Annotated in this window: 29 protein-coding genes and 1 tRNA gene; 14 read left to right on the top strand and 16 right to left on the bottom strand. The window is 59.0% G+C overall.

What is annotated here, in order from left to right:
- Positions 1-136: 136 nt before the first annotated feature.
- Positions 137-1,258, top strand: a complete 1,122-nt coding sequence (locus ABEB25_RS18255; RefSeq protein WP_345737868.1) for an aldo/keto reductase — start codon at positions 137-139, stop codon at positions 1,256-1,258.
- A gap of 357 nt (positions 1,259-1,615) precedes the next feature.
- Here ABEB25_RS18255 and ABEB25_RS18250 read toward each other — a convergent pair whose 3' ends face one another.
- From ABEB25_RS18250 to ABEB25_RS18210, 9 genes are all read right to left on the bottom strand, one after another.
- Complete coding sequence (locus tag ABEB25_RS18250) at positions 1,616-2,083, bottom strand: RNA recognition motif domain-containing protein (RefSeq protein ID WP_345737867.1); 468 nt, start codon at positions 2,081-2,083, stop codon at positions 1,616-1,618.
- 394 nt (positions 2,084-2,477) lie between these two features.
- Positions 2,478-3,242: a hypothetical protein gene (locus ABEB25_RS18245; protein WP_345737866.1), complete on the bottom strand. Its 765-nt coding sequence runs from the start codon at positions 3,240-3,242 to the stop codon at positions 2,478-2,480.
- Positions 3,243-3,456: 214 nt separating this feature from the next.
- Positions 3,457-3,531 (bottom strand) — tRNA-Cys (locus ABEB25_RS18240).
- Positions 3,532-3,607: 76 nt separating this feature from the next.
- Complete coding sequence (locus ABEB25_RS18235) at positions 3,608-3,964, bottom strand: glutaredoxin family protein (RefSeq protein ID WP_345737865.1); 357 nt, start codon at positions 3,962-3,964, stop codon at positions 3,608-3,610.
- 51 nt (positions 3,965-4,015) lie between these two features.
- Positions 4,016-5,191 (bottom strand): molecular chaperone DnaJ, encoded by a 1,176-nt coding sequence (gene dnaJ, locus ABEB25_RS18230; RefSeq protein ID WP_345737864.1) that lies wholly within the window; start codon positions 5,189-5,191, stop codon positions 4,016-4,018.
- A 21-nt stretch (positions 5,192-5,212) separates the two neighbouring features.
- Entirely contained in the window at positions 5,213-5,788 is a 576-nt protein-coding gene (locus ABEB25_RS18225) for a nucleotide exchange factor GrpE (RefSeq protein WP_345737863.1), read from the bottom strand.
- A 106-nt stretch (positions 5,789-5,894) separates the two neighbouring features.
- Complete coding sequence (locus tag ABEB25_RS18220; RefSeq protein ID WP_345737862.1) at positions 5,895-7,340, bottom strand: PP2C family protein-serine/threonine phosphatase; 1,446 nt, start codon at positions 7,338-7,340, stop codon at positions 5,895-5,897.
- A gap of 66 nt (positions 7,341-7,406) precedes the next feature.
- The gene (locus tag ABEB25_RS18215; protein WP_345737861.1) at positions 7,407-7,943 is read right to left on the bottom strand and encodes an STAS domain-containing protein; all 537 of its coding nucleotides are present in this window, start codon (positions 7,941-7,943) and stop codon (positions 7,407-7,409) included.
- A gap of 144 nt (positions 7,944-8,087) precedes the next feature.
- Positions 8,088-8,582: a hypothetical protein gene (locus tag ABEB25_RS18210; RefSeq protein ID WP_345737860.1), complete on the bottom strand. Its 495-nt coding sequence runs from the start codon at positions 8,580-8,582 to the stop codon at positions 8,088-8,090.
- A gap of 223 nt (positions 8,583-8,805) precedes the next feature.
- On the opposite strand from ABEB25_RS18210, the gene rplU reads away from it, so the two are divergent.
- The 6 genes from rplU to ABEB25_RS18180 all read left to right on the top strand — a co-directional run bounded on the left by rplU (position 8,806) and on the right by ABEB25_RS18180 (position 12,253).
- Positions 8,806-9,120, top strand: coding sequence for a 50S ribosomal protein L21 (rplU, locus tag ABEB25_RS18205; protein ID WP_345738070.1), 315 nt, complete (start codon positions 8,806-8,808; stop codon positions 9,118-9,120).
- Between the two features lie 33 nt (positions 9,121-9,153).
- Complete coding sequence (gene rpmA, locus ABEB25_RS18200; RefSeq protein ID WP_345737859.1) at positions 9,154-9,411, top strand: 50S ribosomal protein L27; 258 nt, start codon at positions 9,154-9,156, stop codon at positions 9,409-9,411.
- A 111-nt stretch (positions 9,412-9,522) separates the two neighbouring features.
- Positions 9,523-10,245 carry a pseudouridine synthase gene (locus ABEB25_RS18195; protein WP_345737858.1) on the top strand — a complete coding sequence of 241 codons (723 nt, stop codon included), beginning with the start codon at positions 9,523-9,525 and terminating at the stop codon, positions 10,243-10,245.
- 337 nt (positions 10,246-10,582) lie between these two features.
- Positions 10,583-11,494 carry a hypothetical protein gene (locus ABEB25_RS18190; RefSeq protein ID WP_345737857.1) on the top strand — a complete coding sequence of 304 codons (912 nt, stop codon included), beginning with the start codon at positions 10,583-10,585 and terminating at the stop codon, positions 11,492-11,494.
- Between the two features lie 108 nt (positions 11,495-11,602).
- The gene (locus ABEB25_RS18185) at positions 11,603-12,064 is read left to right on the top strand and encodes an SRPBCC family protein (RefSeq protein ID WP_345737856.1); all 462 of its coding nucleotides are present in this window, start codon (positions 11,603-11,605) and stop codon (positions 12,062-12,064) included.
- Between the two features lie 6 nt (positions 12,065-12,070).
- Positions 12,071-12,253 (top strand): zinc ribbon domain-containing protein, encoded by a 183-nt coding sequence (locus tag ABEB25_RS18180; RefSeq protein WP_345737855.1) that lies wholly within the window; start codon positions 12,071-12,073, stop codon positions 12,251-12,253.
- A 13-nt stretch (positions 12,254-12,266) separates the two neighbouring features.
- Here ABEB25_RS18180 and ABEB25_RS18175 read toward each other — a convergent pair whose 3' ends face one another.
- The 7 genes from ABEB25_RS18175 to ABEB25_RS18145 all read right to left on the bottom strand — a co-directional run bounded on the left by ABEB25_RS18175 (position 12,267) and on the right by ABEB25_RS18145 (position 16,059).
- A complete protein-coding gene (locus tag ABEB25_RS18175; RefSeq protein ID WP_345737854.1) occupies positions 12,267-12,731 on the bottom strand; it encodes a RidA family protein in 465 nt (154 codons plus the stop codon).
- A gap of 36 nt (positions 12,732-12,767) precedes the next feature.
- Positions 12,768-13,346 carry a CDP-diacylglycerol--glycerol-3-phosphate 3-phosphatidyltransferase gene (pgsA, locus tag ABEB25_RS18170; RefSeq protein ID WP_345737853.1) on the bottom strand — a complete coding sequence of 193 codons (579 nt, stop codon included), beginning with the start codon at positions 13,344-13,346 and terminating at the stop codon, positions 12,768-12,770.
- Positions 13,347-13,435: 89 nt separating this feature from the next.
- Positions 13,436-14,011 (bottom strand): RNA polymerase sigma factor, encoded by a 576-nt coding sequence (locus ABEB25_RS18165; protein WP_345737852.1) that lies wholly within the window; start codon positions 14,009-14,011, stop codon positions 13,436-13,438.
- A complete protein-coding gene (locus tag ABEB25_RS18160; protein WP_345737851.1) occupies positions 14,008-14,481 on the bottom strand; it encodes a hypothetical protein in 474 nt (157 codons plus the stop codon). Before ABEB25_RS18160 ends, ABEB25_RS18165 begins: the two co-directional genes overlap by 4 nt.
- A 3-nt stretch (positions 14,482-14,484) precedes the next feature.
- On the bottom strand, positions 14,485-14,790 hold the full coding sequence (locus ABEB25_RS18155; RefSeq protein ID WP_345737850.1) for a hypothetical protein: 306 nt from the start codon (positions 14,788-14,790) through the stop codon (positions 14,485-14,487).
- Between the two features lie 53 nt (positions 14,791-14,843).
- On the bottom strand, positions 14,844-15,095 hold the full coding sequence (locus tag ABEB25_RS18150) for a hypothetical protein (protein WP_184209567.1): 252 nt from the start codon (positions 15,093-15,095) through the stop codon (positions 14,844-14,846).
- Positions 15,096-15,189: 94 nt separating this feature from the next.
- On the bottom strand, positions 15,190-16,059 hold the full coding sequence (locus tag ABEB25_RS18145) for an alpha/beta hydrolase (protein WP_345737849.1): 870 nt from the start codon (positions 16,057-16,059) through the stop codon (positions 15,190-15,192).
- 138 nt (positions 16,060-16,197) lie between these two features.
- On the opposite strand from ABEB25_RS18145, the gene ABEB25_RS18140 reads away from it, so the two are divergent.
- From ABEB25_RS18140 to folE2, 7 genes are all read left to right on the top strand, one after another.
- Positions 16,198-18,930 carry an ATP-dependent DNA ligase gene (locus ABEB25_RS18140; RefSeq protein ID WP_345737848.1) on the top strand — a complete coding sequence of 911 codons (2,733 nt, stop codon included), beginning with the start codon at positions 16,198-16,200 and terminating at the stop codon, positions 18,928-18,930.
- Between the two features lie 54 nt (positions 18,931-18,984).
- Positions 18,985-19,311, top strand: coding sequence for a hypothetical protein (locus ABEB25_RS18135; protein WP_345737847.1), 327 nt, complete (start codon positions 18,985-18,987; stop codon positions 19,309-19,311).
- Positions 19,312-19,322: 11 nt separating this feature from the next.
- Positions 19,323-19,877, top strand: a complete 555-nt coding sequence (locus ABEB25_RS18130; RefSeq protein ID WP_345737846.1) for a sigma-70 family RNA polymerase sigma factor — start codon at positions 19,323-19,325, stop codon at positions 19,875-19,877.
- Positions 19,878-20,026: 149 nt separating this feature from the next.
- On the top strand, positions 20,027-21,076 hold the full coding sequence (locus ABEB25_RS18125) for a TraR/DksA family transcriptional regulator (RefSeq protein ID WP_345737845.1): 1,050 nt from the start codon (positions 20,027-20,029) through the stop codon (positions 21,074-21,076).
- 23 nt (positions 21,077-21,099) lie between these two features.
- Positions 21,100-21,273 carry a 50S ribosomal protein L33 gene (rpmG, locus tag ABEB25_RS18120; protein WP_345737844.1) on the top strand — a complete coding sequence of 58 codons (174 nt, stop codon included), beginning with the start codon at positions 21,100-21,102 and terminating at the stop codon, positions 21,271-21,273.
- Between the two features lie 18 nt (positions 21,274-21,291).
- Positions 21,292-21,531: a 30S ribosomal protein S18 gene (gene rpsR / locus ABEB25_RS18115; protein ID WP_133795417.1), complete on the top strand. Its 240-nt coding sequence runs from the start codon at positions 21,292-21,294 to the stop codon at positions 21,529-21,531.
- Between the two features lie 83 nt (positions 21,532-21,614).
- Entirely contained in the window at positions 21,615-22,406 is a 792-nt protein-coding gene (gene folE2 / locus ABEB25_RS18110; protein ID WP_345737843.1) for a GTP cyclohydrolase FolE2, read from the top strand.
- Positions 22,407-22,506 lie beyond the last annotated feature (100 nt).

The raw sequence follows: 22,506 nt of genomic DNA, 5'->3' as shown, positions 1-22,506 counted from the left end.
TTTTCGTGTACGTCATTGAGTCCGATTTTGCGCAGAAGACGTCTGTCCTTGCTGACTTGTGCAGACTCTGCAAGATCCCCCCTCGCAGCTTCCGATTTTCTTTCCTGACCTTACAACTGCAGACCCCCAACCCCCTATGAACCTCACACGCACAGCTTACGGCACCTGGAGTGGCGGCAAATTCATGCACTTCGGTGAAATGATGGATGATGAACGCTACATCACACTGATCCGCAGCGCCTTCGAACAGGGCGTCCGCACCTTTGTCACCGCCGATGTCTATGGCGCAGGCCGCGCCGACTCCATGCTGGGCCAGGCGCTTCAGGGTCTGCCGCGTGATGAATACTGCCTGGTCGGCATGGTCGGTCATGATTTCTATGAAGGGCTTCGCTCAGGGGCGAAAGGCTATCCCCGTTTCACCGAGGCCAGCCTGCACCAGCCAGATCAGTACGGCAGCTACCTCACCATGGCGACGGAGCAGTCCCTGAAGCGCTGTGGAGCCAGCAAATTCGACCTCCTCATGCTGCACAATCCCGACACCGTGGGTTATACCAGCGAAGCTGTCTGGGACGGCCTCGTCGCCCTGAAGGACAAGGGGTTGACGGATCGCCTGGGCATCGCTCCCGGCCCTGCCAATGGTTTCACGCTCGACATGATTGATTGTTTTGAGCGTTTCGGCGACCGCATGGACTGGGCGATGATTATCTTAAATCCGCTTGAGCCGTGGCCGGGCCAGCATGTCCTGCCAGCAGCGAAAAAGCATGGGGTGGATATCCTGACCCGTGTGGTGGACTACGGCGGCATCTTCCACGACGATGTGAAGCCTGGGCACAAATTCCGCGATGGCGACCACCGCACCCACCGCCCTGCTGGGTGGGTGGAGCATGCCGGTGAAAAGATGGAAAAGATCCGCCATATCGCCGATAAGCATGGTCTCACGATGATTCAGCTCGCCTGTCTTTGGGATCTGGCCCAGGAGCCTGTGAAAAGTGTGGTTCCCACCCTCATTCAGGAAGCCTATGAGGGCGCAAAGAGCATCGAGAGTAAGCTGGCCGAACTTGCAGCTCTGCCCGCTGAGGATGTGCTCAGTGCCGAAGAGGTGGAAATCATCCGCCAGATCGGGGATAACACTGGCTGTATGATGCTGAAAGGGGCCAGCCAGCGGCACGAAGGTCAGGAAGCCCGGCCGGATGAATGGCCGATGCGGCCAGAACTGCTGAGCCTCGCCGGCCGCTGGGATCTGGGCACCTCTTGGTAGCTCGTTTTTTACCCGTGTCCGTCTTCATTGCGGAGGGGCACGGGTTTTTTGTGTATCCCAAAAGGATTGCCGAAATGCCCTGAGTTCATGCTGGGCAGCGGCCAATATCCCATTCGTTCTGCTGGTGTATAGCCTTTAGGCGATTCTTGGAAACACCGAGGCTCCAAAGCATTGCCTAAAGGCACCAGCAGAGCCAACAAGGCTGAGAGTTCCGGGAATCTGTTTCGAGGATTGGCTCCATGTATCACGTGACCGCCATCAGACTCCCAGAAAGTGGGAAAGTGGTTTCAAAGCAAAAAGGCGGAACCCGTGAGGGTTCCGCCTTCAAATTTGTTCATTGGCTAGGCCACTGAGCGATTACCAGCGTTCGCCGCCTTCGCCCTTGCCACCACGGTCACGGTCCCAGCTTTTGCCGCCACGGCCACCGCCGCCGCCGCCACCACCGCCGTAGCCGCCACGGCCACCGCCGCCGCCACCACCGCCGTAGCCGCCACGGCTGCCGCCGCCGCCACCACCGCCGCCGCCGTAACCACCACGGCTGCCGCCGCCGCCACCGCCACCGAAGGCTGGGCGTTCTTCTTTCGGACGAGCCTCATTGATCGTCAGGGAGCGACCACCGAAGTCTTTGCCGTTCAGGCCAGTGATGGCTGCCGTCATCGCTTCCGGTGTGTCCATGCTGACGAAGGCGAACCCACGTGGGCGACCGCTCTCGCGATCCATCGGCAGGAAGACATCGGTAACGCCGCCGAATTGGGCGAAGAGATCGCGCAGATCAACATCGGTGGCACTGAAGGGGAGGTTCCCCACATACATTTTCGTATTCATTTCGGTAATAACTGAGTGGTCACTGAATTTTGATCAGCCAGAACCCTCACCGACGAAACATTCACCTGATGAACTTCTGGACCTAACCCTCAAACAGGTGGACGCAGCCAAGGTGTTGCAGAGGAGGACGGCGATTGCAAGTGTTATTCTTGGCCTTCTACAGAGACTGTCGCAACGTTGCTCAACCTACCTGGGATGAAGGCGCCAGCCACCCGTAGCACCTCAGGCGATGCATCTGCCACTGACTCACAGGCAGAGCTAGAGATTCAACGTTTCACGAAAAACAGTCCTGGGTGGCAGCAGGTGCCCGCCTTGATGAAAGAGATGTTCAAAGGCTTTGCCCACAGGGCATGCGGTTACCCTGGTCGAAGGCAGCGAAAAACTCCGGCTGTAATCAGGGGGTAGACGACCGGCTGGCCCCCTGAGATTTGAAAAAGGCCTCGGTGTAGGCGGGATCCAGTTGTTGGTAGAAAGACAGGGCGATTTTCAGCTTGGTCTGGATTCTGGGGTATTGCCGGGCCAGGGCCCATAGGGTGGCATCGCCAGCGAAGAGGCGGATGGTTAGGCCATTGAAATCATTTTCCAGGGTGGAGCAGCCGTATTGGGAAAGGAAGCCTTTCTCCAGCAGGGCGGCCTCAGTCTTCAGGCCTGCCTTTCCCTGCTTCACCGCGTCCACGCCGTCACCCAGGTATTGAAAGCCTGGTGGATTGGCCTTCTGCCAAGCTTCCTTATCCAGAAACTGGGGATGGTTGCGGATGAGGATGCTGGAGAACTCAGCATGAAAGGTGCCCTCCACGTGCGCCGGGGTGTAGCCTGCCTTTGGATCGCCCATTTTGAGATAAACGCAGGTGCGCGAGTTCGTGCCGCTGGTAACTACGCCCCGATAACGGAGCTCTGAAAGCACATAGACAGCCTTTAAGTTGGCCTTCAAAACCGATGCCGGATGCTTGCTAAGGGCGCTCGCCAGGATGACACGCGCCTGGCTGATCTGCGCCTCGGGCAAGGCCTCACCGTGGGCACTCACAGGTTTTCTGCGCCATGCTTCAGGAAATGCTTCCTGGCCGGAGGATGTGAGCACCGGGAGCGGCTTTTCCAGAATGACCGTCTCCTGGGCCTGAATGCTGACGGCAAGGCAGACGATGAACACGAAAGCTTTCATGAGGGATAAGGTAAACCTCCGTGGCCGTGAGTTTCTAACGCCCGTTTCAGCAGCAGCGAAATGCGATTCCGCAGGCGTGGAGTGCTTGAGCCTGCAAAAAGGATGATTGGGCCAACACGGCTGCGGTCGTTCCGTAGATCGCGGCTTCCCTGGAAGTGTCTCGAAAAGGAATGCTTTAAAGATTTCCGGTGGACAAAACCTTGATGTTTCAAGGTGGAGGCGAGGGCGGGAATTGAACCCGCGCATACCGGTTTTGCAGACCAGTGCATTACCACTTTGCTACCTCGCCATTGCTCAAAGAGCAGAGGTGGAACTAAGCCTGTCTGCGGGGCTTGTCAACCGGGCAGACAGGCAATGATGGAACTTCAGTTCACAAAGCTGATCTTGCCCACCTGGCCAGCGGCCATGGCGGCGTGCTGGGCGTCGGTGCAGGCGGAATCAATCGGGGCATCGGGCGGGGTCTCGTTCTTTTCCAGAAGGTTATTGGCGAGCATCCAGCGCTCCACTTCTTCGCCGCTGATGTCAGGCAGCATGGTGCCATTGATCTCCACGCAGGGGCTCAGGGGCTGGCCGCTTTTCTGTTCCATCTCCCAGCGGAAGGCGGGGTTTTTAATGATGTCCTTCTCTTCGAAGTCGAGGCTGTATTTGCGGAAGATGGCGCGCACGCCTTCGCTCCAGCCGCAGTAGGTCTTCAGGTAGGCGGTGATTTTCGGTTGGCTCATAGGATTCAGAGGTGTGGGGTTCAGGGAAGGGTTACGCCCGCAGGCCTAACCTTATTTGAAGAACTTTTTGGCCTTCTCAAAAAAGCTTTGCTCCATGGTGGAGGAGGGCGTTTCGCCAAAGGACTTGGCGAAGGCTTCGAGATGGGTCTTTTGCTCGGTCGAAAGCTTGGTAGGCACGGCGATCTGCACGTGGACGTAGAGGTCACCGTGGTGATCTTCGCCGAGGGTTTTGATGCCTTTGCCGCGGAGGCGGAAGGTGGTGCCGTTCTGGGTGCCGGCAGGCACTTTCAGGTTGGCCTTGCCTTCCAGGGTGGGGACGGTGGTTTCGCCACCAAGGGTAGCGGTGGCAAAGCTGAGCGGCATCTGGCAGTGGAGGTCATCGCCTTCACGCTCAAAAATGTCGTGCTGGCGCACCTGGACGACGATGTAGAGATCGCCCGCTGGGCCACCCTTGCTGCCGTAGTCGCCATTACCACCGGAGCGAAGGCGGGAGCCGTCCTCAATGCCTGCAGGGATTTTGACCCGAATTTTGGTGCGCTCTTTCGAGCGACCGCTGCCGGAGCAGGTTTTGCAAGGGTCGCTGATGACTTCGCCAGAGCCGCTGCAGTCCGGGCAGGTCTGCTGGATCTGGAAGAAACCGCGTGAGGAGATGACCTGGCCCACGCCGCCACAGGTGCGGCAGGTCTTTTTGCCACCGCCGCTGGCAGAGCCGCTGCCGGAGCAGGTCTTGCAACTGTTGAGGCGCTCGTACTCGATCTCGCGCTCGCAGCCGCTGGCGGCTTCTTCGAGGGAGATTTCGAGGCCGTATCGGAGGTCGCTGCCGCGCTGGGGGCCGTCTTTGCGCTGGCGTCCGCCACCGCCCCCACCGCCGCCGAAGAAGCTTTCGAAGATGCCGCCGGCACCGCCGCCACCACCCGCGCCGCCGAAGACTTCACGGAAGATGTCGAAGGGATCGTGGAAGCCGCCGCCACCGCCTGTGCTAGGCCCGCCCATGCCACCGGCAAAGGCACCGTGGCCATAGCGGTCGTAGGCAGCTCGTTTCTGGTCGTCGCTGAGGATGTCGTAAGCTTCGCCGACTTCCTTGAACTTGTCTTCTGCCGTCTTATCCCCTGGGTTTTTGTCCGGGTGGAATTTGACGGCCAGTTTGCGGTAAGCCTTTTTCAGTTCATCGGCAGAGACGTCTTTGGAGACGCCCAGTACCTCGTAATAATCGCGTTTATCTGCCATGATTGGGAATGCAAAAAAGGGTTACGCTGCCGGGGCGGTTTCGGCTGGGGCAGGTGCACCTGCGACGATGACGCTGGCGGCGCGGAGCATGCGGTCCTTGAGCTTGTACCCGCGGCGGGTGACGCGCAGCACGGTGCCTTCTGCGGCCTCGGTACTGATCTCTTGGGAGACGGCGTCATGCAGATTCGGGTCAAAGGGTTTGCCCAGGGCTTCGATTTCCTGCACGCCTTGCTCACGGAGGAAATCGGTGATCTGGCGGTGGACCATGTTCATGCCCATGAAGATCATGGATTTCTCAGATTCCGCACGGGCGGCTTCCAGGCCCATTTCGAAATTATCCAGGATGGGGAAAAGGGAGCGCAGAAGGTCCGCATTGGCATAGGAACGGGTTTCCTGGGCTTCGCGGGTGGTGCGCTTGCGGAAGTTATCCAGCTCCGCCGCATTGCGGTAGGCCAGGTCTTTCCATTGGGCGGCGTCCGCCAGGGCGGCTTCCAGGGGGCTCAAAGCGGCCTCGGGGGCTGCTTCAGGGGCTTCCACGGAGACGGGGGACTCAGGGATTTCAGGCTGGGTCTCGGGGGAGGGACTCGGCTCGGACATGGGTGGATTTGTTTTCTGAGGGGTTTGAATGAGTTGGGGAAAGCAGGGTTGCGACCTTTTTTGGGGACTGTCAAAGACAGGCCACCTAGGGAAGCAGGGAGGGGGATTATGCCGCCTTCTGCAAGGCAATCAAGGTGATGTCGTCATGGGAGCGTTTGCCGCCCAAAAACTTGTCCACATCCGCAATGATGCCATCAATGACGGCTTTGGCCCCCTGGGGTGCCAGGGTGGCGAGATTGGTGTGGATGCGTTCTTCACCAAATTCGAGGCCTTTGCCGTCGAGGGCTTCATTGACGCCGTCGGTGTAAAGCAGCAGGCAGTCCCCAGGGTGCATCTGGAAAGTGAGGTCTTTGGTGACGCGCTCAAAGACGTCGCCCTTGTCAATGCCCACGGCGAGGCCACCGCTATGCAGGCTTTCGACCTTGCCGGTGGCCTTGCGCCAGATGAGCGGGAGGGTGTGGCCGGCGCGGGCCAGGGTGAGGTGATCCGTCGCCGCATCAAAGACGAGGTAGATCATGCTGATGAACATGTCTTCGCGGATGTCCGGGGCCAGTTGCCGGTTCACGGCCCCCAGAACGGCGGCGGGGGAGGGGCTGCTGTCGGAATTGCTGCGCAGGATGCTGCGGCACATGGCCGTGATGATGGCTGCGGCCGTGCCTTTGCCGGAGACATCGGCAATGACCACGCCATGGCGGTTCCCGGTCAGGGGGATGTAGTCGTAATAATCGCCGCTGAGTACCTTGGCTGGGATGTTTCGCCCTGCGATGGTGTAACCCTGGAGGATCGGATCGTTCTCTGGGAGAAGGATGCGCTGAATGTCGCTGGCGGCGCGCAGCTCTGCCTCGATCTGTTTTTTCTCGGAGGCGGCCTGGTGGGCCATGGCATTGGCCAGCGCAAAGGCGGACTGTTCGACAATGGACTTGAAGACTTCGAAGTCGTTGGCGTTGTAGGTGCGCACGCCTTTCGGTGAGGTGACGGCCAGAACGCCGAGTTTTTTCGGGCCGAAACTGAGGGGGCCGATGAGGGTGGTGATGTTGTTTTGAAAGCTGCTGGCCTGATTCAGTCGGGGGTCTTTGCGCAGGTCTTCGATGATTTCGGGCCGCTGATTGACAAAAACGCTGCCGATGATGCCTTCGTCCAAGCGCAATGAATGCAGGCGCAGGAAGCTGAGCAGGGCCGAGCCATTGGCCTTGCCCATGGCGGCAATGCGCTCCGGCAGGTCGATGAGAGGAGCCGCGTGGTCGGAATGAAAGCGCGGCACCAAGGATTTTCCGGTGGGATCCAGCAGGTAGAGGGCACCGCCATTGCTCTCCAGCACCCGCATGGCCCCTTCCACGATGAGGCGATACATGGTGGACTGGCTGTCTTCCCGGGTGATGGCCTCACCCAGATCGTGAAGGAAGCCAAACATGCGGCGTTCCTCTTCGACGATGGCCTGTTCTTCCTTCAGTAGATCCAGGATGGCCTGGTCTTTTTTCTTCGAGATGATCACCAGGGCAGAGACACAGCCTGCAAGCAACAGGCTCAGCACAGTGATGATGATGATGCTCATGATTCAGGATTGTCGGGCGGCATGCCAGCCTTGGGACTCTTCGAACCAAGGCGGGGTGGGCAACCCTCAGGAGGTGGCCAGTTCTGGCTGTTCCTCAAGCTCCTTCTCTAAAAAATAAATCACATCGCGGAAGCGACCTTCGTTGATGTTGCTCATGTCGGCCAGTGTCTGGTGGGCCTGAAGCACATGCTGGGTGTGCTCGAGTTTGCAACTGGCACCTTTTTCCCCGCAGGTCGCGAGCTGGGCGCAGGCCAGTTCACGTTCTTCCGGCCAGGCATTTCCCTGGGTGTCCACAGACATGATGTGGTCCAGCCCCAGGTCGGAGAGCAACTGCAGATTGCGGGCATTTGCGTTCAGAACGCTGAGGGAGCCCCCATTTTTTTCCCTCAGGTGCAGGGCAGCCCCGGTGAGGGTGCCGAGAAAGGTGGAGTCCATCATCGGACATCGTTCCAGATCCACCACCAGATCATGTGTGCCGTTGGCCACGACGGCCTGGAGGGCTTTTTTGACCTGGACGGAATTTTGAAAAGTGCCACGTCCTTCCACCCGCAACCAAAAAACTTTGCCTATCCGGCCTACAAGAATGGTAGATGGAGCAATCACGGCAGTCAGGAAAAGTTCTCGAGAATCAATTCGCTTCAAATCCCTGGCCAGATGCAGCCTCTACCAAGCGTTGTCGGCTGGCTGTAGGCCAGGCGGACGTTTTGGAGGAGGATTTCATGGGGGGATGAAAGCGGGTCAGCAGGTTTAGTTCCACAAATAGGACTGCTGGCTGGCCAGCTCTTCCTTACCTCGCAGAAGCGTCACCTTCCAAGCTGTGACGCGTCCCGACGTATTGTATTCACTGCCACTGACCTGAAATTTCGAACGGTGGGTGCGGCCGATGTCGCTTACTTCCTCTTCCAGCACCTTGGCATCCAGTCCGGTATTGGCCTGACGATACTCAAAACGCACGGTCACGGGCTGGCTACGGTCATTCACCTTCCAAAAAATCGTGTAGTAATGGCCAAAGCGGTCCGTCACCTCGGCGCGGGTCACGGCACCGAAGAGGTGGTAATCGCGCTCAAACTGCACGGCAGGGTCAATCGTGCTCACCGGATTGCCCGGGGCCAAGTGATAATACTTCACCTTGGAAATCTGCCCCCCGGTTCCGACGCTGACAGAAGAGCAGGAGGCGGAGAAAGTCGCCAGCAGTGCCAGGGCGAAAAGACGACAAAAGAATGAGCGTGACGCGGAGGCCATGAAGTGGGGAGTAATATTGAGGGCAGCCGGGCCAATGTCAATGCCTCCCGAGGCTTTTCGCAGACGTACAAATCGTCCTTTGATCAAGGGAACCTGTCGAAAGCTCAAAAATTCGGTTGCTGCGGGTCTGAGGTGTGGCATGATCGTCACCCCCGATGCCGGACCGTTTGATCTTCTGAGGTCACATCCGCGCGGCAGAGACAAAACTTCAGCAGACAACGTTATGGCATACGCAATCTTCAAAACTGGTGGCAAACAATACAGAGCTTCCGTGGGCGACTTCGTCGACGTGGAAAAGCTGGAAGTTGCTGAAGGTGAAACCGCTTCTTTCGATCAGGTGCTGGCCGCCGGCGAAGGCGCAGACATCAAGATCGGTGCTCCTACCGTAGCTGGTGCTACCGTTGAATTTAAAGTGCTGAAGCAGTTCAAGGCTGCCAAGGTCACCGCTTTCAAATTCAAGAAGCGCAAAGGCTACCATCTCACCAAAGGCCACCGTCAGCCGCTTACCCGCGTGCAGGTCGTCTCCATCAACGCTTAATTTCAATCATCTCACCTACACGAGGATCAAGTCATGGCTCATAAGAAAGGTCAAGGAAGTGTCAAAAACGGTCGCGACAGCAACAGCAAGCGTCTCGGCGTGAAAAAATTTGGCGGTGAGAGCGTCATCTCCGGCAACATCATCATCCGTCAGCGCGGCACCAAGTGGGTCCCAGGCGCCGGTGTTGGCATCGGCCGTGACCACACCCTTTTCGCCCTCGTAGACGGGCGTGTTCGTTTCGACAAAGATGGTCGTCGGGTCAACATTGATGAGGCTGCTCTTCAGGCCTAATCAGTTCCGCATTTCTCTTGTTGATCTTGAGCGGGCTCCATCGTGAGCCCGCTTTTTTTATGCCCCGATTTCAAGGGCCTAGCATTCCGCACAATCCATCCAGGTGATTCCATGACTCGCACCGGTCTGGCCCGCGCCCTTTCGAAATTGGGCCACTGTTCCCGCAGCCAGGGTTTTGCCCTCATCAAGGCTGGGCAGGTGACCTTGAACGGTCGCATCTGCCGGGATCCTGAGCAGCCAGTGCGGCTGGGGCAGGATGTCATCCAGGTCGCGGGAGATGCCGTGGCTGCGGCTGCGCGGGTGTATGTGATGCTGAACAAGCCTCGGGGCCTCGTCACCACAGCCAGCGATGAAGAAGGGCGGGCCACCGTTTATGAATGTTTTCAAGAGGCTGGGCTGCCGCATGTTTCTCCCGTCGGGCGGCTGGATAAGGCGAGCGAAGGCCTGCTGCTGTTCACCAATGACAATGCCTGGGCCAACGGCATTACCGATCCGGAAACGCATGTGGAGAAAACTTACCATGTCCAGGTGGCCAGTCTGGTGGATGAAAATCTGCTGCAACGCCTGCGGGTCGGGGTGCGGGTGGACGGTGAAAGCCTGCGTCTGCTGCGTGTCTCCGTCCTGCGACAGGGCGAGAAGAACAGTTGGTTAGACGTGACCCTGGATGAAGGCAAAAACAGGCATATCCGGCGCGTGCTGGAGGTGCATGGGCTGGAGGTGCTGCGTCTGGTGCGTGTGTCCGTCGGCAGCCTGGTCCTGGGCGAGCTGGGTAAAGGAAGTTGGCGTCATCTGCTCCCGGTGGAAGTCAGGGCTTTGAGTCGGAAGCCGCGTTGAAACTCCGTCGGTTGTGTGCACCAGGGGGGGCTTGAGTGGTCTGATTTAGCGTGGGTGAAGTCAGAAGACTTCTTGCCTCCTTCACAAGATTCACGGTGGATCAATCCGTCATTGGGGGTTTCTGCCATTGAGAGATGCAAGAAGCTGAGCGCGAACCTCGGTGGAGCACGACAAAAATATTGTTATTTCGTGCTAACAAGGTCTATGGTGGACCAAATTAAGAGGGATGCACTTTATAAAAACTAGCTCGTTCTTAGTGGCGATACTAATTTTGAGCGGAGGCTCTTTAATAGCTCAGAATCGGCCTTATCCAACGGGTCATGTGAAAGTTAGATTGATGAACGAAGATGGCAAGCCGATGGCAAAGGCACCTCTCTACATGACCACCGGTTTTTCGCGCGTCAATTTTGTCACTGATTCCAATGGATGGGGGGAATTCACCGCACCTACAGACAATGTAGCTGCCGTTAGTGCAGAATTGAATGATTACTATAGAAGTGTAGTTTTTTGTAACTTTGACGAGATTGTAGATAGAAAGTGGGAGCCTTGGGGGCAGGAGAAAAAATTAATTCTCCGCAAAGTCAAAAATCCCGTACCCATGTTTGCTGTTCACAAGTATGAGATCGAAATGCCCTTGGCCGGGAAAATTGGTTATGATTTGGAGCTGCTTGATTGGGAGTATCCCTTTGGCAAAGGCCAGCATTCAGATCTGATTTTCACGCTCAAAAGAAAGGGAACAGAAACCAAAGGGGAGGCCTCACTTAAGCTCAGCTTTAGCCAGCCAGGCGATGGCGTCGTCCCTTTGTATGAGTATGTTCCAGGGGGCAGTCAATTTCGTTTTCCGAGAATGGCCCCCGAAAAGGGCTATCTCCCGGAAAGACAATGGAGCCACATCTGGAATTATGGGGATGGATTAGAGGAACGAAAATTGAGCGAACAGTATCATGAGCAATTGCATAAAAGGTTGGAGGAGTCTCCCCCGCCCGTGGCTTATGTCTTTCGTGTGCGGACCGTCTTGGATAAAAAGGGGAAGGTCGTCAGTGCGCTTTACGGTAAAATGGACGTGGCGCCCCCGGTTTATCAGAGCACCATGCGTGGAGATCTGGAGTGGGATCCTGAATTTTCCCGGACGACTAAGATTCTGCTGACTTTTTGGCTAAATCCGGATGGAACTCGCAATTTGGAATATGATCCGAAGAAAAATCTCTTCAAAGATGTGGATCGCATGTTTTGGCCCCGCCTGCCCTGAGGCTGCTCATTGGCCTGGATGAACCTGCGGGCCGATTGCAACCGACCGCTGAGGCCGTAACGCGCTAAATGCATCCGGCTGGACGAGCGGCAGGGGCGTAAAGACTGCATGCATCTACGAGAGTTTAGCCAGTCGCAGGTTTTGCCGATTCCTCTGGCGGAGGCGTGGGCGTTTTTTTCCAATCCGGCCAATCTCAATGAGATCACCCCTCCTGACATGCGGTTTCAGACCTTGGGTGGGGATCTCTCGGCAGTGCATCCAGGGCAACTGATCTGGTATCGTCTGCAACTGGCCCCTTTTATCTACCGCACCTGGGTGACGGAGATCAAGCTGGTGGTGCCGGGTGAGTTCTTTGTGGATGAGCAACGTTTCGGTCCTTACAAACTGTGGCACCATCGGCACAGCTTTCGTGCCGTGTCAGAGACACACACGGAGGTGAGTGACCATGTGGTGTATGCCCTGCCATTCTGGCCCTTCAGCGAGATCGCACACGCGCTTTACGTGAAGCGGATGCATGAGAAGGTGTTTCGTTATCGCCAGCAGGAGCTGGTGAGACGTTTTGGTTCCTGAAATCGAATGCACACGGTCCCTGTCATCTGCCCTTCCTGTTTTGAGGAATTTGAAGTCCCCGCCCCATTTGTGACGGAGACGCCGTGTGATGTGGACTATGACTGCGAAGTCTGCTGCCGACCCATGCGCATCGCCTTTGAGGAGGAAGACGATGAGGTGGTCGGCATGGCCTATGGGCTGAACGACTGAGGCACGGCCACGGCTACGCGTGCAGCTCGAAGATGCCCTCGATCTCGACGGCGATCTGGCCGGGCAAAGAGCCCATGCCGACGGCGCTGCGCGCGCCGATGCCGTTTTCCTCGCCCCAGACCTGGGCAAAGAGCTCGCTACAGCCATTGATGACCTTCGGGTGGTCGGAAAACTCGGGGGTGGAGTTGACCATGCCGAGCAGTTTGACCACACGTTTGATGCGGTCCAGGCTGCCGAGCTCTTTTTGCAACGTGGCCAGCATGGCGAGTCCGGTCTGGCGTGCGGCAGCGTGGGCTTCGGCGAGGTCCAGATCCTCACCCACACGGCCCCGGATCATGCCGCCATCGGCGAGATAAGGACCGTGACCGGAGAGGTAGGCCACATTGCCGACGACCACGACGGGCTTGTAAACGCCCCCTTTGGGCGGTGCAGGCGGCAGGGTGAGATTCAGGGCGGTGAGCTGGGCTTCGGCGGACATGGCGAGTTCGGTTGAGATGAAACCTGAAGGCCCGGTTCACGCATCATTGAACAAGTGCCTGTTTTTCCAAAAGTAGCTGAAGCCGGAGACGAGGGTCAAGGCTGTGGTGAAATAGATGATGAAACCGCCGATCCAGTCATGGGCGACGGAAGGGGCAAACAGGGGCTTCAGAAAGCCAAACAGAGGCTCGCGGGAGGCCGCGCTGAGCATGAAGTAGAGGACGGTGATGATCTGCCAGACCATCTTGTGCTTGCCCAGCTTTTCGGCGGCGAGGACGGCACCCTGCCCGGCGGCGATCTGACGGATGCCCGTGACAAAAAATTCGCGTGAGAGAATGGCGATGGTGATCCAGGAGGGGATCGTTTTGTCGACTGAGAGGAGGATAAAGGCGGCGGCGATGAGGATCTTGTCCGCGAGGGGATCGAAGAGTTTGCCGAAGTTGGTCACCAGATTCCGCGCACGGGCAATTTTCCCATCCAGGTAGTCGGTGAAACTGGCGATGCCGAAGATGATGACGGCGATGGAATAAGCATTGGCCCAAGGCACGTAGAAGCAGGCCACAAAGAACCCTGTGAGCACCAGGCGTGCGAGGGTGAGCTGATTGGGCAGGTTCATGATCGGGTGGAAGGGTCTCCTTGTGTTACCGGGGAATGGCCCCCCCTGTCAATCAGAGGCTGCGCTTTGTGACGGAATCGTTGAGGCGGTTACTCCTGCTTCAGCCAGGGCAGCAAAAGTTCCTTGAGCTGTTTGCGGGCGTGGTAAAGACGCATTTCCACCACTTTTTCCGTGGTGTTCATGATCTCGGCAATCTCGGCGTGGGACAGGCCTTCGTAGGTGGAAAGGATGAGGCACTCCTTTTGTTCTTGAGGCAGTTTTAAAATCGCTTCTCGGACGGCCTCGGCTCGCTCTTGCTGCTCTAGGCTGTGGCACGGGGTGGGAAGTTCACATTTGAGCGGCAGGTCTGATATCTGTGATGGTTCCAAGAGGGTCACTGGATGGCGTTTTTGCCAGCGGAGTTGGTTACGTGCGAGGTTGGTCGCGATGGCAAAGAGCCAGGTGGAAAACTTTTGGTTTGGCCGGTAGCGCTGCCGGTGCTTGTAAACACGAACGAAGGTCTCTTGGGCGAGATCACAGGCGGTGGTGTGACTGCCAGAAAGACGCTGCAAATAGGCAATGAGGCGCGCATTCCAACGGCGCATCAGGACGTTTAAGGCCGGGTCATTGCCTCCGGCCAGGGCGATCAGGAGATGTTTGTCTTCGTCGTCCTCAGGGGTTGTCATTGAAGCGGGGTGACCTGGGAGCGCAGTTTTTGCAGCTCGGGCGGATTGATGACTTCAGGAAGGATGTCTTTCAGAAAACGCTCGCCCTGGTTCGCTGGCATGAGGGCTGCCACGGTCTTTAAATGTTGGACCATGTTTTCCAGGCAGTTTTCGCAGACGGCCTTTTCACGTTTCAGTGCGGAAGATTTCGTTTCTTTGGCGCTGGGTATGCGGCTACGCTGAATCAGGGGCCGATGTGCCCGCTCCATGGTCGCGCACATTTCATCGCAACGGACGAAGTAATCCTGGTGCAGGGAGGCGATCTTTTCATAGGCCTCCTGGGGGATCTCATATTCCTCTCGCAGCCACTCCAGCCCGATCTGCCGTGGGGATGGGGGCACGGGACGTAGCCGGACGACCACCTCATGCGCGGTGTAGGCCAGGAGGATGGCAGCCAGGGCCATGAAAAAGAGCTTTTCCCGGATCTTCATGCCTCAGTGAGACGCTAGATGGAGTGAGGCAAAGGGGCTGATGGAGCGAACATAAGCCTCATGGGGGTTCAGCCGGGGAGGGCGGGTCTCCACCCAGGCGATGGTGGCACCAATGAGGATGGAGGCCGTGGTGGCAATGAGCCAGCCACGTGGCTGAACGAGAAAGCTCGTGAGTTTTTCCCAGGTGGTCGGCTCGCCTTCATTCGTGGCGATGCGTGCCCATACCTCTCTCTGAAAGGAGCTTGGGGCCTCCCCATGCACCTGCCACTGCGACAGCAGCTCGTCGAGGGGATCGTCGGGGGTGTTCATGGCAGGTGTGGGGTGGCGATCAAACAAGTCGGCTCGGTGCTTGGCGCAAGCGCTCAGCGCACATAGCTAGCTTGCAGGCCGGTTTTGCTGGCAATGGGCGATGGGGAGTGATGATAACGAACCTGGCCAGAAGGACCCGAAGGTGTCTGTGCTTTGGTGTCGGTCCAACTGATGCCCGTCTTGTTGTGAATCGGGATGGGAGAGGTGTGGTAGCGGCGGCCGCCCGAGTCCGTGTTCGGGGTGGAGCAGCTCACTCCAGTCATCATCAGGGCTGCAGCAGCAAAGGTGAGGGTCAGTTTCTTCATGGTTGTAGTTAGGTAGTTTGGGTTGGTTGAAGCCGCCGGTTGGTGCGTCTTCTTCCGGTGCTACCCCGCTGCCTTGCTGAGCCCTCAAAGTTTTTTATTTTTTTTCGAAGATCTTGTGGAGCCAGTCGCGAGCCTGCTGGCGCAGGGGAATGTCGCGCAGGGTCCAGGCGTCGCTATGATTGCGGAAGGGCAGGGGGGCAAAGGTCCAGCGGCCAGGGATACCGGTGCTGCGCAGCCAGGCTTCCGTTTCGGTGATGCTGCCTTCATGGCTGATGAACTGGGGGCGCCCGGCGAGGCGGCGTAGGCGGGAGAGGGCGCTGGCTCGGTCGGCCGCAGGATAGGTCCAGCCTTCTTTGACGCCATCGTAGTGGCTGTGGCACAAAAAACCGCACCAGAGCTTGGCGATCTCGTCATCGTGGAGGCCGAGGTAGTTGCAGGCGATGCTGCCCCGGGAGAAACCACAAAGCAGGACGCGCTGCGGGTCGCCACCGTAACGGGCGAGGGTGTCCTGGAGCGTAGCTAGGCAATAGCGTTTCGTCTCTTCGATGTCACCCCACCACTTGGGGGCATTTTGCCAGGTGTTGCCAGTTTTTTCCAGGTAGGGGAGGCAGAGCCAAAGGCAGCCGCTCCCGGCGGTGAGACCGTAACCGAGGCGGCTGCCCTCCACGCTGCCGTCGCTGGTATCACCGTACTTGTTTTGGAAGCCGCCATTGCCCGCGTACTCGACGATGACGGGCCAAGAACGGTCGGGCTGCCAATCGGTAGGCAGATAGAGGAGGTGATGCACCTGGCTGCCCTGCCACGCGGCGGTGGTCTGTCGCACGCGCTGGCCCGGGGCGGGTGGCCCTGAGGTGACGGCGGGGATGACGAGGTCTGCCGGGATGGTGCTGAGATCTGGCAGCGGTGTCTGGGCCTGCGCCAGGAGGCTGGCAGATAGAATCAGCAAAAGAAGGCGCGAAAGCATGAGGTCACATAGGACGTGATGAGGAAGGGTGGCCTTGCAAAAGGCGCGGGGAGAAGATGCCGGGCAGCCCTGGGTAAGCACTGTTTTTGGAGGTGTAAACCTGGACGTCGGCAGGGCGTGGGACGTATTCTCTTTTCCATGTCACCTCTCCTCACTGTCACCCATCGCAAGGGCATCTACCTGCCGGAGGCGGACCTGTGGCTGGACCCTCACTTTGGGGTGGAGCGGGCCTTCATCTCTCATGCTCACAGTGACCATGTGGCGCGGCATCGGACGACGTTTTGCTCGGCGCTGACACTGGAGCTGATGAAGGCACGCTATGGAGTGAAAGAAGACAGCACCTTTCATCCGTTGCCCATGCGGCAGATCTTTGAATGGGAGGGCTGGCAGATGCGGCTTTTTCCAGCGGGGCACATTGTGGGATCGGCCATGCTGCACCTGACGAGGCTGAGCGATGGAGCGACGCTGCTGTACACAGGGGACTACAAACTGCGCCAGGGGCTGAGCTCGGAACGCTGCGAGCTGCTGCCTGCGGACACGCTGATCATGGAGACGACCTTTGGCCTGCCGCAGTTTCATTTCCCGCCGACGGCGGAGACGGTGAGGGGGATGCTGAGATGGGTGCAGGAAACACTGGATGAGGGGGGCATCCCGGTCTTGTTGGGTTATTCGTTAGGCAAGGCGCAGGAGATCCTATGTGCGCTGGGGGAGGCGGGGCTGCCGGTGATGGTGCACAAGTCCATCCTGGAGATGACGGAAGTGGTGGCGCCACTGCTAGGCAGGCTGCCGAGCTATCGGTTGTTTGACCTAGCGGAGGCACGCGGCCACGTGCTGCTCTTCCCACCGAGTGGAGCCCGCAGCCTGGCGATCCGAAAGCTGAAGGTGTGCCGCACGGCCATGCTCAGCGGCTGGGCGATGCAATCGGGCGCGAAGTATCGCTACCAGGTGGATGAGGTCTTTCCCCTGAGCGATCATGCGGACTATCCGGAGCTGCTGGAGACGGTGGTCACGGTAAAGCCGCGCCGGGTTTACCTGGTGCATGGCTACACACAGGAGTTCGCGGCGGATCTGCGAGCACGAGGTTATGAAGCCTGGACGCTGGAGCGGGCAGACCAGATGGAGATGTCCCTAGGGCTGGCCCAGAAAACAGGGCCGGAGGCGGGGCTTGCCGAGGTGTCTTCAGAGATGCAGCCCCCGCTGGTTGCGGACAGCTTTGCCCGCTGGGCGCAGGTGTGCGCCCAAGCTGCGGCGGAGTCGTCTCGGCTAGGAAAAGTGGCCTTGCTGGCGGATTATCTGCGTGCGCTGGGGCCGGAGGAGGATCTGGCCCTGGCGGTGCGATACTGCGCGGGTTTGCTGTTTGATCCGGCGGCGGGCGAGGGGCCGCTAAACACCGGTTGGGCGATCATCCGGCGTGCGTTGCAGGAACTGTCGGGGCTGAGCGATACAGAGTATCGGGCCATCTCGCGCAGCCAGGCGGATGCGGGGCGCACGGCCTACCTGGTGCTGGGGCGTGTGCTGGCAGCAGGCATGGCTGAATCTTTGGCCATGGACCTGATACAAACGGATGCCCTCTTTCGCCGTCTCAGGGAGGCCCGGGGGCCGGTGCCGAAGACAAAGCTGCTGCGGGAGACGTTGGCGGGGTTGAGTCCCCACACAGGATCCTGGCTGGTGCGCCTGATGACGGGGGAACTGCGAATGGGGTCGAAAGAGGGGTTGATTGAGGAAGCTGTGGCAGAGGCTTTTCACCAGCCTGCCGAGGCGGTGCGTGAGGCGGCGATGTTGGGCGGCGACATCGGCCACGCGGCCGTGCTGGCGCGGGCAGGGCGTCTGCAGGAGGCGGCACCACGCCCACTGGTGCCCCTGAAGGTGATGCTGGCCTCACCGGAGGAAACGGCTGCCGATATCTGGCAGCGGCTGGCGGGTGAAGAGGCTGGGTCACTGTCTGGCCATGCCGTCTGGCTGGAGGACAAGTATGATGGCATCCGCGCGCAGTTGCATCGCATGGGCGATCGGGTGGAAATCTACACGCGAGATTTGAAGCCGATCAGCGCACAGTTCCCGGAGGTCACCCGCGCGGCAGGCGAAATCCGTGCGGAGGTGATTTTGGATGGGGAGATCATTGCGTATGCGGAGGACAAGAAGCTGTCGTTCTTTGATTTGCAAAAACGGTTAGGCCGTCGGGATCAGGCGGACTTGTTTTTACCCAGCGACATCAGCGTCCGCTATGTCGTGTTTGACCTTCTGTGGCAGGATGGGCGGTCGCTCCTGGAGCTGCCTTTGGCGCAACGGCGGGTGGCGCTGGAGGGCATCGCCTTGCCTGCGGGGATGGCTTTGATCGACGTGCTGCGGGTGACCTCGGCAGAGGAGATTGAGGCGGCTTTCCTGGCAGCGCGGCGGCGGAACAATGAAGGGCTGATCGCGAAGGACCCCGCGAGTGCCTACACGCCGGGGCGGCGGGGCAAGGCCTGGCTGAAGCTGAAGAAGGCCTTTGCCACCCTGGATGTGGTGGTGGTGAAGGCGGAGCAGGGGAGTGGCAAACGCAGCCATGTGCTCAGTGACTACACCTTTGCGGTGCGGGACGAGCACGGTGCGCTGCGTGTCATAGGCAAGGCTTACTCAGGTCTAACAGATGCCGAGATTGAGACGCTGACGGAGCATTTTACGGCGACGACTCTGGCGCAGAAAGGACGGGTGCGCACGGTGGTGCCGGACACCGTTTTGGAAATCGCCTTTGACTCGATCCAGGCGAGTGACCGGCATGACAGCGGACTGTCGCTGCGCTTTCCACGCATCAAGGCCATCCGCACGGACAAGGTGCCTGAAGAGATTGATACGTTGGCGTATGCTCGCAAGCTGGCAGGAGTCGGGTGATAAAAAAGATTCGGGCATGATCCGGCGCCGCAGGTAACTGCGCATGGGAGGGGGATGAAACTTTCTACTCGCCCATTCCCTTCCTCGCTTTCGCGGGACCTGCTTGCCAGCCTGCTGCTGCTCACCGTGGCCACCCTGGGTGGCTGGATGGCGGCGCAGGCGATGGAGGCCAAGCCTGGCGGCAGTGTGCAGATGCGCCTGCTCATTGTGCTGCTGGTGCACCCCTTCTCCATGGCGGCCTGGATATTCTGCGGCCTGCCCGGTCTGGCCCTCGCGGTGAAAAGCCTGCTGGGCGCTCTGGAGCAGCGCCGGACTCTGGCTGTGCTTTTGGGTATAGGACTGCTGGCATTGAGCCTGGCCTGCGCCAAAGTCGGGATTTGAATTCAGACGTCATGAACCAGATCACGCTCCTCCTCCAGTCCTGCCAGCAGGGTGATGCTGCTGCGCCTAACCAACTTTTGGCTGAAGTGTATGCCGAACTGCGGCGGGTGGCTGCGGCCAAGATGGCGCGTGAGCTTCCGGGCCAGACGCTGCAAGCCACCGCGCTGGTGCATGAGGCCTGGCTGCGCCTGGGCGATGCCAGTTTCCAAAACCGCGCGCATTTTTTCGGGGCGGCGGCCGAGGCCATGCGTCGCATCCTCATTGACCGTGCCCGCAAGCGCAAGACCGTGCGTCATGGGTCCGGGCAGGAGCACGTGGAGCTGGAGGACGGCCTGCAAATAGCCGCGCCTGCCGTCCAGGATGACGAATTGCTGGCCGTGCATGAGGCGCTGGACCGGCTGGCCGCCGAAGATTCGCGGAAGGCAGAGCTGGTAAAGCTGCATTATTTTGTCGGGCTGACCTTTGCCGAAGCTGCAGAAGTGCTGGGGGTTTCTGAGCCTACGGCCAAGCGTGATTGGGCCTACGCACGTGCCTGGCTGCACCGGGAGATCACGGCTGCACGCTGATTCCTGGTGCTTCTTGCGGGCAGGGTGCAAATTCTGCGAGGGAATTCCGGTTGCCATTTTTGGTAAAGCACATCACTATCCGCGCCTCTTTTCCGCTGGCCATCCAGGTCGGCGGAATTCCTGCGAACCAACGCCTAACCTCACGAGCCATGCCTGCGAAAAAGAAGCCAGCGCCCAAAGCTCCGGCCAAAACTGCGAAGAAAGCCCCTGCCAAACCTGCCGTTAAAACGCCGGTCAAGGTCGCCAAGCCCGCACTCCAACCCCCGGCTAAGCCCGTGAACAAGGCCGCGAAACCCGCGCCCCAGAAATCTCCCCCTGTGAAGAAAGCCCCCGCCAAAACTGCCACGAAGCCCGCTGCCAAAAAAGCTGCGGAGAAACCTGCTCCCGCCCCAAAAGCAGCCGCCACCAAAGCAGCGCCTGCGAAAAAGGAAGCCCCTGCCGCGAAAAAAGCAGCGCCTGCAAAAGCTGCTCCGGCCAAGGCTGAAGTGGTGAAGGCGGCCCCTGCGGCGAAAAAAGTCGCTGAAAAAGCCGCTCCGGCTCCGAAAGCCGCTCCTGCCGCCAAGGTGGAAAAGGCTGCCCCGGCGAAAGCCAAAGCTCCAGCCCCTGCGCCAAAAATCACCAACGTCCGCCGCATGGGCCGCGCTGAAGATGAAGGCATCACCATGGACACACCGCCGAAAAAGCCGGTGCTGCCTGCCGCTTTCCTGAAGCGCATGCGCCAGCGTCTGGTGGAACTGCGCGATGCGTATCTGAGTTCCGCTGAAGGCGTGACCGCCGAAAGCCTCCGTGGTGGTGAAGGTGGCGACTCCTCCGCCTTTGGCATGCACCAGGCCGATGCAGGCAGCGATGCCTATGACCGCGACTTCGCCCTCAGCCTTCTGGCCAAGGAGCAGGACGCCATCTACGAAATCAATGAAGCCCTCAAGCGCATTGATGCCGGCATGTACGGCATCTGCGAAATGTCCGGCGACACGATCTCTGAGGAACGCCTGGAGGCCCTCCCCTTCACCCGCTTCACCGTAGTCTGCCAGGAGCGCCTGGAGCGCGAGCAGCGCAGCGGCCGCTGGAATCGTCCAGTACGCTCCCTGTTTGGCCTCGACGAGTCCGGCGATGACGCCGATGACGACCGCGACGAAGAGGAGAGCAGCACCACTTCTAACAGCAATAGCAACGAGTCGCTTGACTTCAGCAAAGAGTAGTCTAGTCTCCTGCCCCCAATTTTATGGCACGCGAAATCATCATCCTGGAATGCACGGAAGCTAAGGCGGAGGGAAAACCCACCTCCCGCTACGTCACCACTCGCAATAAAAAGAGTCCGCGCACACCCGGCCGTCTTGAGAAAGTGAAGTTTAATCACTTCCTCAAGCGCCGCACCCTGCACCGCGAGATCCGCTAATCCGCTGCCGTTACCGTCATGCAACCCAAGACTACTGAACGCCTCATCTCCCTCCGCAAGAACAACCGCCGGATGCCCCGCCGTCGGATGGACATCCCGGTTGAGAAGCTGATCTACACCAATCCTGAGCTTCTTTCCCGTTTCCTCACGGAGACTGGCAAGCTGATTCCTCGCCGCACCACCGGTCTGCCTGCTTGGCTGCACCGCAAAGTGACCCGCGAAGTCAAGCGTGCCCGCGCAGTGAACCTTCTGCCCTGAGCAGTAGCCTAGCGGTGCTATTAATTTTTTCCCACTGCTGCTAGCTGCGGCAGTGGGAAATTTTGTTTCGTTTATTCTCTCCGATGGCCAATCTCAAAGACACCCAAAACGAGCGGGACGACCGCAAGATCGCGATTGACCGCGTCGGCGTCAAAAATCTGCGTTTCCCCCTGCGCATTCGTGATCGCGACCAGTCCCAGCAGCACACGGTCGCCACAGTGACGATGGCGGTGGATCTCCCCCACCAATACAAGGGCACTCACATGAGCCGGTTTGTGGAGATCCTCCACGCGCACGGCCGTGAACTCACCGTCGCCAGCATCGCCGCCATGCCCAAGGAGTTGTTGGCCCGTCTGAACGCCCGCAAGGCTCACGTGGAAATGCGCTTCCCCTATTTCCGTGCCAAGCGTGCGCCGATCACCAAGGCCGAAGGCCTGCTGGACTACGGTGTGATCTTTGAGGTCAATGCCGAAGGGGAAGAAATTGACTATGTCGTCACCGTCGAGGTGCCTGTGACCACGCTTTGCCCCTGCTCCAAAGCCATCAGCGAACGCGGTGCGCACAATCAGCGAGGGGTTGTGACCCTGTCGGTCCGCTTTCGTCAGCCGATCTGGATTGAGGATCTCATCGAACTCGTGGAAGCCAGCGCCAGCAGCCAGCTTTACAGTGTGCTGAAGCGCCCTGATGAGAAGTATGTGACCGAAGCGGCCTATGACAATCCGGTGTTTGTCGAGGACCTGGTGCGCAGCGTGGCCCAGAAGGCGTCAGCCCATAAAAAGATCAAGTGGTTCCGGGTCGAGGCAGAAAACTTCGAGTCGATCCACAATCACAACGCCTGGGCGGTGATCGAGAGCACGAACAAGGCTGAGAGCTAGTTCTGCTAGGATTCAGGCCTGTTTTGGAAAACCGGCTTGGAGGCTGGGTTGGATCATCTTCCGTAAAAACAGGCGCAGAATGGGCGTTTGTTCCATGTTC

This window comes from Prosthecobacter algae (assembly GCF_039542385.1).
GTDB lineage: Bacteria > Verrucomicrobiota > Verrucomicrobiia > Verrucomicrobiales > Verrucomicrobiaceae > Prosthecobacter > Prosthecobacter algae.
Note: the sequence above shows the minus strand (reverse complement) of the source record. Positions and strands in the feature narration are given on the sequence as shown.